The sequence below is a fragment of the Calidifontibacter terrae genome (assembly GCF_054778835.1).
Genome location: NZ_BAAGZF010000012.1, coordinates 1 through 9,052, shown reverse-complemented (window position 1 = coordinate 9,052; position 9,052 = coordinate 1). Strand labels below are relative to the sequence as shown.

Below are 9,052 nucleotides of genomic sequence, written 5' to 3'. Positions count from 1 at the left end.
ATCAACGCCTGGCGCCCCATCCTCAACGTCCTCACCCTGACCTACGGCGACCGCCTTCAGGTCCTCTAAGCCGATGCCCACTTACACAAAGTTCCGGACACTCCCTCTGTGTCGGGTTCGACGGGTGGGCGGACTACACCGAATACGGGCAACCCGCTACCGCGGCGAACCCGAGTGTGACCGGCCCACTCGGCTATGGCTGGCTCGGATCGAAGCAACGCGAAACATCCGCCGAAGCCGGTGGCCTCATGCTCATGGGCGTCCGCTACTACAACCCCTTCACCGGTGCATTCACGAGCCCCGACCCCATCCCGGGTGGAAACGACACCTCATACGGATACCCCACCGACCCAACAAACAGCGACGATGTCACTGGGAACAACATGTGTGCGTGGTTTCGTAAGGCATGTCACGCTGTCCATAAATATGTTGTGGACGTTGTCGCTGTCGTTCCGTACGCCGCCTACTATTACGCTCGGAAGTTGCGGCGGAGCCAATTTGTTCAGAAATCTTGGCTGAGGCCAATTTGGAATCGATCGCTGATGTGGACCGAGCGACGCGGACTTTTGTCTGACATGCGCATAGACCGATACAAAATTCATCACCACCTAGGTGAAAGCAGTGCATTTGATGAAGGTCCTGGCCAAACGATCTACTACAACCCCTTCCATACGTGGACACAGAAGCACCTGGGTTGGTCAGGGCCAAGGATTAGGAACGCCCCGGGGGCTTACATGCGCCATGGGCGTGCAATGTATGATTGGTAGGTCAATGATGAGCTGGAAGTTGCTCAGGTGGACGCGGTGTTCAGGCTGGTTCTCAACCGCGAACACCACCGTGGCTGGTGGATTGCTAGTCGTCTCAGCAGGTTGTATTGCAACATCGAGTTGTGCAATTCCAACGGCCACCCTAACCAACGACACGGCATCGCCAATAACAATGTCTGGTGATTGTCTGACTGATCCCTACACGCTTCTCCCTGGAGGGCAAGTGAACGTGGCCACCGGAATGCGTTGCGTGGTCAATGATCTAGACAGTGGAAGGTATCTATGGTGTATTTCAATTGACAAAAGCGAGGCGATTTCTCGCGCCCCAAAGTTTCCAGTGACACGTGACAAGTGCCTCCCGTAGAGGAGTGACGATCTCATTGCGTGCGAAGAGGGTCTGGAAGGTTAGCGGTGCCACGTTGGAAATGGTCGACGGAACGTAGATAGGGCAAGGGAATGGCGGCGGTATGCACCTTTGCCCGGGGGGCTGGGCGTTCGCAGACCTCGCCGAAGTCTTCCACCGCGACGACCTCGACACTTCCGGACGTTTGGCCGATCCTCGTGTTCGGGGTGCGCGCACTCATGCTCGCGCTCGTCTTGGTGCTCCGGCGCCGGGTCCGCACTCGCACTATGGGCTTTTCCGGCAGTAGCTTGTTGCCAGCTCTGGCCGGGGTTACCGACCATCGGGGTCGTGGGCGACTCGCGCTGCTGCGCCTGCAGGGACGATGCCAGCACGTCAGCGGGCGTATCTGCGGCGGTAAGCTGCGGTTCTATAACCAGGCAGTGAACTGGGTCGACCATTTCGACGTCAGCGGTGCCACGAAGCGCAAGGTCACCAGGCGCGAGGCTGCCGCCGAGTGTCGCAGGAACCCGGACCACTGGTACAAGATCGACGTCACCGACGTCGACTGAGATCCGTTGGGACGGCGCCCGTGATGAACTTTTGGCGCCGTCCCGGCCTAGCTGTCCGTACAGATCAATCGGGCAGGCTGATCTCGTAACCTAGCGTCGCCCATGCTGGCGCAAGACGAGTCTGGCCGTTGAGTCGGGGATGCCTGTGCGCCGCGAGATCTCCATAACGGAGTGGCCCTCGTCGAATAGTGCGCAGATGGTATGGATCTGCCCCGGCGTGTATTTACGCCGAACTTCGCGGTGTCCTGCCTCGGCAAGGACCACGCGAATCGAGTAGTCGCTCACGCTGTAGCGCTTCGCCAGCACCGTGATCGTGCTGCCGCTCTCTCGCAGCGCCACAATGTCGCGACGGTCTTGCATACTCAGCCGGTGCTTGAGTCGCCGGGTAGCTGGTCGAGCGGGGGCTGGTCCCGCAGGCCCGGGCGCGTCCTGGAGTTCGCGCAGCTTCTCGATGCGGGAGATGAGGTGAGCCTGCTTCGAGTACCGTCGGGCACAGTGCACCAAAGCTCCCATCGGAAATCCGCGTGAGTTTCGGCCCTTCGCCAGGCCCGGCGAAGGGCCGAAACTCACGGATTTGCTGTGGGGAAGTCAGAGGTTGTCGTCGCCGCTATACCCTGGGCGGTTCGGGGATGATTCTGAGGCCCCGCACGCTTTACTGGGGTAGAACCCTACGTTCGGGAGGAAGCAATGGCAGGGAATCCGGTGTTCGACCGGTTCAACAAGGATCTCGCTCGCGGTGACTACGCGGGCTTCGGCAGCGGTCAGCAGCCGCAATACGGCCAGTTCGGGCAGGGGCAGCCCTACCAGCCGCCCACCCAGCAGCCGCAGTTCGGTGGCGGTCAGCAGTGGGGCCAGCAGGCACCGCAGTCTCCGCAACCCGCGAAGCCGTACGACACCCCGGGCGGCTCCGGGCGCACCATGACGCTCGACGACGTGGTGACCAAGACGCTGCTGCTGTTCGCGATGCTGTTGGTGACTGGCGCCGCCGGTTGGTTCGCGGCGTCCCACAGCCAGCCCGTCGGCCTCGCCTTGTGGATCGGCGGCATGATCGGCACCATCGCGCTGGGCTTCGTGATCAGTTTTAAGAAGACCATCTCGGTGCCGTTGATCATCGGCTACGCCCTTCTCGAGGGGGCTTTCCTCGGCGCGGTCAGCCAGTTCTTCAACACTCAGTGGCCCGGCGTTGTCGGGCAGGCCGTGCTGGCCACGCTGTGCGTGTTCACCGGCATGTTCGCCGGGTGGAAGTTCGGTGTCATCCGTGTCACCGACCGCAGCCGCAAGATCTTCGCGTTTGCGGCGATGGGTTACTTCCTATTCGCGATAGTCAACCTGGTGTTGCAGATGACCGGCGTGCTGGGTGATTTCGGCTTCTTCAGCATGGGCACCTTCGGCATCGTCCTCTGCCTCGTCGCGGTGGCCCTGGCCTCCTACTCGCTGGCGGTGTCCTTCGACACCATCCAGCGCGGCGTCGCCGCCGGCGTCCCGGAGAAGACCTCCTGGCTGCTGGCCCACGGCCTGATTGTGTCGGTCGCGTGGCTCTACATCGAGCTGCTGCGACTGTTCGCCATCAGCCGCGACTGACCTCGGGCTGTTCCACAGAAGGCCCCGCCCTTGGCGGGGCCTTCTGCGTGTCACAACAGTGCGGCCGTGCGACGAAGCGTGGTCAGTTGCTCAACCATCAGGTGCGCCAGGTCCGCCCGATTCCGACCACTGACCCATTGCTCGAACGCCTGCTTGAGGGCGATCGCGCCGAACTCGGCTGCCAGTCGGGCCAGCGCGTCTGGGTAGCCGCGCTCGACCAAGGCGGCGGTCATCGCCGCGGACAAGCCGACCTTGCCGGCATCAACCGAACAGACCCGGGCGAGGTACGGCTGGTTGCCGTCTCATCCGGGCCTGTTGGCGGATCTTCGCGCCGGAGATTACCCGGCGCAGCGTTGATCAGGTGGCGCTCATCCAGCCGGCAGCCAGGACCACGATCAGCGCGAGGCCGAGCACCACGCGGTAGCTGACGAACACGGTGATCGGGTGGTTACGCACGAACCGCAGCAGCCACGCGATGGAGGCGTAAGCGATGACGAAGGCCACGACGGTGCCGACGGCCAGCTGGCCATAGCCGACGACTGCGGTGTTGACGTCCTTCAGTTCGTAGAGGCCGGCGGCGGTGAGCGCCGGGATGGCCATGAAGAACGACAAGTTGGTGGCGGTCACGCGGTCGATGCCGCGGCCCAGGCCAGCGGAAATCGTTGCACCGGAACGGGATACGCCGGGGATCAGAGCAAGGCACTGCACGAGACCGATGGCCAAGCCGTCCTTGATCGTGACGTCGTTCTCATCGCGTACGGTGCCCTCTGCCACGCGCTGTGAGTGGGCGCGCTCGGCCCACCACATGGCGCCGGACCAGATGATCAAGGCGGCAGCGACGACCCACAACGAACGCAGCGGGCCACTGATCAGGTCCTTGGCAGCGAAGCCGACGATCCCAACCGGGATCGAGCCGACGATGACCGCCCAGGCGAGTTGGTACTCGTGGTTGTTTCGCTTTTCGGCATGCGTGATTCCGCTGAACCAGGCGCTGAGCAGCGAGACGATCCGCTTCCAGAAGAAGACGAAGGTGGCGATGATCGCCCCGATCTGGATGACCGCGGTGTACGAGGTGATCGCGGGATCGTCCACCTTGAGGCCGAGAAGCTTCTCCGCGATGGTGAGGTGGCCGGTCGAGGAGACCGGGAGGAACTCGGTAAGTCCTTCGACGACACCGAGAATCGTCGAGTCCAGATAGCTGACGCCGGACATGAGGGCCTTTCATACGGGCGGACGGGGCGCGCCCATCATGGTGGGCGCGGGCTGAGAGTTTGCTGAGGTGAGCGGCGGGTCATCCGATCAATCGGCGCAGCTCGATCAATGCGCTCAGAACCTGATCGGTCTGACCTGCTGCGCAGGCGTCATAAACGGCCACCTGCAACTGGTCGACGGTGGTTGCGGGACCCAAGGCAGGCATCGGTTCGCCAAGCAACCGCTGCGCGGCCGTTCGTACGGCGTCTTCGTGAGACAACGCGCGGTCCAGCGGCAGCTGCTGCCACCGCCGGACCACGCGTGCGAGCTCGAGGCGAATGGCCTCCGGTCGCGGGTCGCTCAGGAGAGGCGCTCGTAGATGATCGCCATGCCCTGGCCGCCACCGACACACATCGTCTCGAGACCGAAGGTGCCGTCGACGGTCTGCAAGCCGTTGAGCAGGGTGGTGGTGATGCGGGTGCCGGTCGAACCGAACGGGTGGCCGAGGGCGATGGCGCCGCCGAACTTGTTCAGCTTCTCCAAGTCCATGCCGAGGTCGTCGGCCGAGGGGAGCACCTGCGCCGCGAAGGCCTCGTTGATCTCGTAGAGATCCATGTCGTCGATCGTCATGCCGGCGCGAGCGAGGGCCTGCTTCGACGCCGCAACCGGTCCCAGGCCCATGATCTCGGGGGAGAGGGCGCTGACTCCGGTGGACACGACCCGGGCCAACGGCGTGAGGCCGAGTTCCTTCGCCTTGGTGTCGCTCATGACCACGACGGCGGAGGCGCCGTCGTTGAGCGGGCAGCAGTTGCCCGCCGTCACGGTGCCGTTCTCGCGGAACACCGGCTGCAGGCTCGAGACCTTCTCCAGCGTGACGCCGGCGCGCGGGCCGTCGTCGGTGGACACGATCGTGCCGTCGGGCAGGGTCACCGGGGTGATCTCGCGCGCGAAGAAGCCGTCCTTGATCGCCTGCTCGGCGCGGTTCTGGCTGGAGACGCCCCACTCGTCCTGCCGCTCGCGGGAGACACCGCGCGAGGTGGCGACGTTCTCGGCCGTCTGGCCCATCGCGATGTAGACGTCGGGCAGCAGACCTTCCTCGCGCGGGTCGGTCCAGGGGGTGTTGGCCGACGCGATCGCGGCGGTGCGCTGCACCGAGGCGTTGAACTTCGGGTTCTGGATGTCCTCGCGGGACGAACCGGCGCTGGCGAAGTCGAGGTAGCGCGAGACGCACTCGACGCCGCCGGAGACGAAGATGTCGCCTTCGCCGGCCTTGATCGCGTGGTAGGCCATCCGGGTGGTCTGCACCGAGGAGGAGCAGAAGCGGTTGACGGTCGCGCCAGGCAGCCCGTCGAGGCCGGCGAGAACCGCGACGACGCGGGCGAGGTTGTTGCCGTGTTCGCCCCAGGGCTCGGCGCAGCCGAGGTAGAGGTCGTCGATGGTCTTCGGGTCAAGGCCGGGGACCTTCGCCAGCGCTGCCAGCACGGTCTGGGCGGCGAGGTCGTCCGGACGGATGTCCTTCAATGAGCCCTTGAACGCGCGGCCGATCGGCGTACGGGCGGTGGAAACGATGACTGCTTCGGGCATGGGTCCTCCATCGATTGCCGGATCGGACGCCGTCAGCGCCCGTCGGATTCGGAGTCTACGGCGCGTGGGTGTCGTGACCGGTGGGCAGTTCGGTGGACACGTCGGCGTCGCTACCAGGACCGCCAGTGGGCGCCGTCGAGGATCCGTGGTCGGCCGGCGGCTCGACGGTCTGAGGGAGTGGCTCGCGATGACGGCGCAGCAACACAGCCCACCGGCCGCGGTGGCTGGAGTCCTTGCCGCCGACGGCGGTGCCAGTCACCTCGGTGCCCGGATCGCGTACGGCGCGACTTGCAGTGACCGCGATCGGCCCGATGCTCTCGCCGCGGCGACGGTCGGGGGCGCGGCCTGAATCGGTCGATCCGACACCCAGGGTGTCCAGGACCGACGGGATGAGGGCGGAAGCCGCTCGTGCATACCCCGCGGCCGAGGGGTGGAAGCGGTCCTTGCTGAACATCACCGACGGCGTCTGCTCGAACTCGTGGCCCAGCAGGTCGCCTAGGGAGACGGTGCGGCCGCCATGCTCGATCACCGCGACAGTTTGGGCCGCGGCAAGGTCGCGCGACCACTTGCGCGTGAGTAGGCGTAGTGGCTGCGGAACCGGCTCGATGACGCCGAGGTCGGGACACGTGCCGACGACGACTTGACAGTCGACGGCGCGCAGGGCGGCGACGGCCGCTGCCAGATGGCGTACAGAGACCGCGCGCTGCACGCTCTTGGTGACGTCGTTGGCGCCGACCATGACCACTGCGACGTCAGGCCGGCGCACCAGCGACAGCGCATGGTCCACCTGAGCGCCGAGGTCGGTGGAGATCGCACCTACCGAAGCGACGTTGGTGAGGTTGACGCGGCGTCCGGCGATCGCGGCGACTGCGGTCGCGCAGATCGCCCCCACCGTCTGGGTGGGGCTGTCCGCGCCCATGCCGCGGGCCGTCGAGTCGCCGACGACCAGCATCTCGATCGGGTCGCCGGGGCCATGACCGTACGACCCGGAATCGTCGGGTGCGCCCTCGAAGGGCTGGCCGACGACTCGACGGGCGATCATCGCCTCGATTCGCAGCAGTCCGTAGGCGCCGAGCGCCACGCCACTGAGACCGGCAGCGCCGATCGAACTGGCGTAGGCCGCTCTCGTGGCCACCTTGCGCGCGCTTGCCGCACCCACCATCGGAAATCCACCTCGTCCTGGAAGTTCTGCGGTTGCGGTCGATCCTCTCATCCGCACCCGGTGTGCAACAGTTCACACCATGAAGTACGCCGAGCACATCGCCGACCTTGTCGGCGGCACTCCACTGGTCAAGCTCAACTCGGTCACCGATGGGGTGGAGTGCACCGTGTTGGTGAAGGTCGAATACCTCAACCCGGGCGGATCCGTGAAGGACCGGATCGCGCTGAAGATGGTGGAGGCCGCTGAGAAGTCCGGAGAGCTGCAGCCGGGCGGCACCATCGTTGAGCCGACATCAGGCAACACCGGTGTCGGTCTCGCCTTGGTGGCGCAGCGCAAGGGATACCAGTGCATCTTCGTCTGCCCCGACAAGGTCAGCGAAGACAAGCGCAACGTTTTGCGCGCCTATGGCGCACAGGTCGTCGTCACCCCGACGTCCGTTGCTCCCGATCACCCGGACAGCTACTACTCCGTCTCCGACCGCATTGCGGCCGAGACGAAGGGCGGGTGGAAGCCCGACCAGTACTCCAACCCGAACGGACCGGCCTCTCACTACGAGACGACCGGTCCGGAAATCTGGGACGACACCGAGGGCGGCTTGACGAGTTTCGTGGCAGGTGTCGGAACGGGCGGCACCATCACAGGAACGGGCCGCTACCTGCGTGATGTCTCCGCAGACAGGGCCGGCGGAAGGGTGCAGATCATCGGCGCTGACCCAGAGGGTTCGGTCTACTCCGGTGGCACTGGACGCCCGTACCTCGTCGAAGGCGTCGGCGAGGACATGTGGCCGGCTGCCTATGACCCCTCCGTGGTCGACGAGGTGATCGCCGTCAGCGACGCAGAGTCATTCGCGATGACCCGCCGGCTGGCTCGAGAGGAAGGACTCCTCGTAGGTGGCTCCTGCGGGATGGCAGTCGTTGCCGCGTTGCGGCATGCGCGCACCCTCCCGGCTGACGCCACCGTGGTGGTGCTGCTGCCGGACTCCGGCCGCGGCTACCTGTCGAAGATTTTCGATGACCGTTGGATGGCGTCCTACGGCTTCCTGAGCGAGGGAGGCGACCGCACCGTTGGTGACGTGCTCGCCGCGAAGTCCGGAGCGATGCCCGACCTGGTCCACACACACCCGAACGAGACGATCCGCGACGCGATTCAGATCATGCGCGAATACGGCGTCTCCCAGTTGCCCGTGGTGAACGCCGAACCGCCGGTCATGGTGGGGGAGGTCGCCGGTTCAGTCAGTGAACGAGCTCTGCTCGAAGCGTTGTACGGCGGAACGGCCCACCTTGCCGACTCCGTGGAGCGGCATCTCGAGCCGACCCTGCCGCTGGTCGGCGCCGGTGAACCCGTCGCAGGGGTGCGCGAAACGCTGGTGAAGACCGATGCGTTGCTGGTGATCGACGGAGGCAAGCCGATCGGCGTCCTGACCAGGGCGGATCTGCTGAATATCCTCGCGGATTGAGGGCTCGTCTCAGACCCCAAAACAGCCGCTGACCTGCGGATTTGGAAGTTTGGCCAAAGGTCACCTAATGTTTACGACGTCAGCCCGACAGGGAGGCGGAAACACCGAAAGGTGGGGCCGCACCAAGGACTGGCCGCCCAGTTGGACATGACCCGCAAGGGCATGTACGCTGGAACTCCTTCCGGAGCCAAGTGCGCGAGGATCTACGGATCTGACGCCCAAGAGCCGGGGGAAATAACGAAGGAATAGCTCGGAAGAGTGGCATCTCGTATGTCTCTCGGAAGATGACTAGTCGTTTCTTGAGAACTCAACAGCGTGTCGAATGATTGATGCCAATTGTTTGTTTGGTTGAGATTGTACATTGTAGTGAGCAGACCTTTTGGTTTGTTTTGCTCTTGT

General features: G+C 64.6%; 9 protein-coding genes. 4 read left to right on the top strand and 5 right to left on the bottom strand.

Annotated features, from left to right (window positions below; all coding sequences use genetic code 11):
• Positions 1–8 precede the first annotated feature (8 nt).
• The 3 genes from ACYU98_RS14375 (at position 9) to ACYU98_RS14365 (ending at position 3,260) form a co-directional block, all read left to right on the top strand.
• Complete coding sequence (locus ACYU98_RS14375; RefSeq protein WP_460468913.1) at positions 9–767, top strand: RHS repeat-associated core domain-containing protein; 759 nt, start codon at positions 9–11, stop codon at positions 765–767.
• Between the two features lie 582 nt (positions 768–1,349).
• Complete coding sequence (locus ACYU98_RS14370) at positions 1,350–1,679, top strand: hypothetical protein (protein ID WP_460468912.1); 330 nt, start codon at positions 1,350–1,352, stop codon at positions 1,677–1,679.
• A 687-nt stretch (positions 1,680–2,366) separates the two neighbouring features.
• Complete coding sequence (locus ACYU98_RS14365; RefSeq protein ID WP_460468911.1) at positions 2,367–3,260, top strand: Bax inhibitor-1/YccA family protein; 894 nt, start codon at positions 2,367–2,369, stop codon at positions 3,258–3,260.
• 50 nt (positions 3,261–3,310) lie between these two features.
• Here ACYU98_RS14365 and ACYU98_RS14360 read toward each other — a convergent pair whose 3' ends face one another.
• The 5 genes from ACYU98_RS14360 to ACYU98_RS14340 all read right to left on the bottom strand — a co-directional run bounded on the left by ACYU98_RS14360 (position 3,311) and on the right by ACYU98_RS14340 (position 7,197).
• Positions 3,311–3,493 (bottom strand): hypothetical protein, encoded by a 183-nt coding sequence (locus ACYU98_RS14360; protein WP_460468910.1) that lies wholly within the window; start codon positions 3,491–3,493, stop codon positions 3,311–3,313.
• A gap of 124 nt (positions 3,494–3,617) precedes the next feature.
• Positions 3,618–4,472, bottom strand: a complete 855-nt coding sequence (locus ACYU98_RS14355; protein ID WP_460468909.1) for an undecaprenyl-diphosphate phosphatase — start codon at positions 4,470–4,472, stop codon at positions 3,618–3,620.
• Between the two features lie 79 nt (positions 4,473–4,551).
• The gene (locus ACYU98_RS14350) at positions 4,552–4,770 is read right to left on the bottom strand and encodes a hypothetical protein (RefSeq protein WP_460468908.1); all 219 of its coding nucleotides are present in this window, start codon (positions 4,768–4,770) and stop codon (positions 4,552–4,554) included.
• A 41-nt stretch (positions 4,771–4,811) separates the two neighbouring features.
• Entirely contained in the window at positions 4,812–6,035 is a 1,224-nt protein-coding gene (locus tag ACYU98_RS14345; RefSeq protein WP_460468907.1) for an acetyl-CoA C-acetyltransferase, read from the bottom strand.
• Positions 6,036–6,090: 55 nt separating this feature from the next.
• Positions 6,091–7,197 carry an SGNH/GDSL hydrolase family protein gene (locus ACYU98_RS14340; protein ID WP_460468906.1) on the bottom strand — a complete coding sequence of 369 codons (1,107 nt, stop codon included), beginning with the start codon at positions 7,195–7,197 and terminating at the stop codon, positions 6,091–6,093.
• Positions 7,198–7,276: 79 nt separating this feature from the next.
• Between ACYU98_RS14340 and ACYU98_RS14335 the strand changes: the two genes are divergently transcribed.
• On the top strand, positions 7,277–8,653 hold the full coding sequence (locus ACYU98_RS14335; protein ID WP_460468905.1) for a cystathionine beta-synthase: 1,377 nt from the start codon (positions 7,277–7,279) through the stop codon (positions 8,651–8,653).
• Positions 8,654–9,052: the final 399 nt, after the last annotated feature.

What these genes read in the sequence shown, in the direction of transcription:
- ACYU98_RS14370 (WP_460468912.1), top strand. Translation starts at nt 1,350, where the DNA reads ATGCTCGCGCTCGTCTTGGTGCTCCGGCGCCGGGTCCGCACTCGCACT.
- ACYU98_RS14365 (WP_460468911.1), top strand. Translation starts at nt 2,367, where the DNA reads ATGGCAGGGAATCCGGTGTTCGACCGGTTCAACAAGGATCTCGCTCGC.
- ACYU98_RS14360 (WP_460468910.1), bottom strand. Translation starts at nt 3,493, where the DNA reads ATGACCGCCGCCTTGGTCGAGCGCGGCTACCCAGACGCGCTGGCCCGA.
- ACYU98_RS14355 (WP_460468909.1), bottom strand. Translation starts at nt 4,472, where the DNA reads ATGTCCGGCGTCAGCTATCTGGACTCGACGATTCTCGGTGTCGTCGAA.
- ACYU98_RS14345 (WP_460468907.1), bottom strand. Translation starts at nt 6,035, where the DNA reads ATGCCCGAAGCAGTCATCGTTTCCACCGCCCGTACGCCGATCGGCCGC.
- ACYU98_RS14340 (WP_460468906.1), bottom strand. Translation starts at nt 7,197, where the DNA reads ATGGTGGGTGCGGCAAGCGCGCGCAAGGTGGCCACGAGAGCGGCCTAC.
- ACYU98_RS14335 (WP_460468905.1), top strand. Translation starts at nt 7,277, where the DNA reads ATGAAGTACGCCGAGCACATCGCCGACCTTGTCGGCGGCACTCCACTG.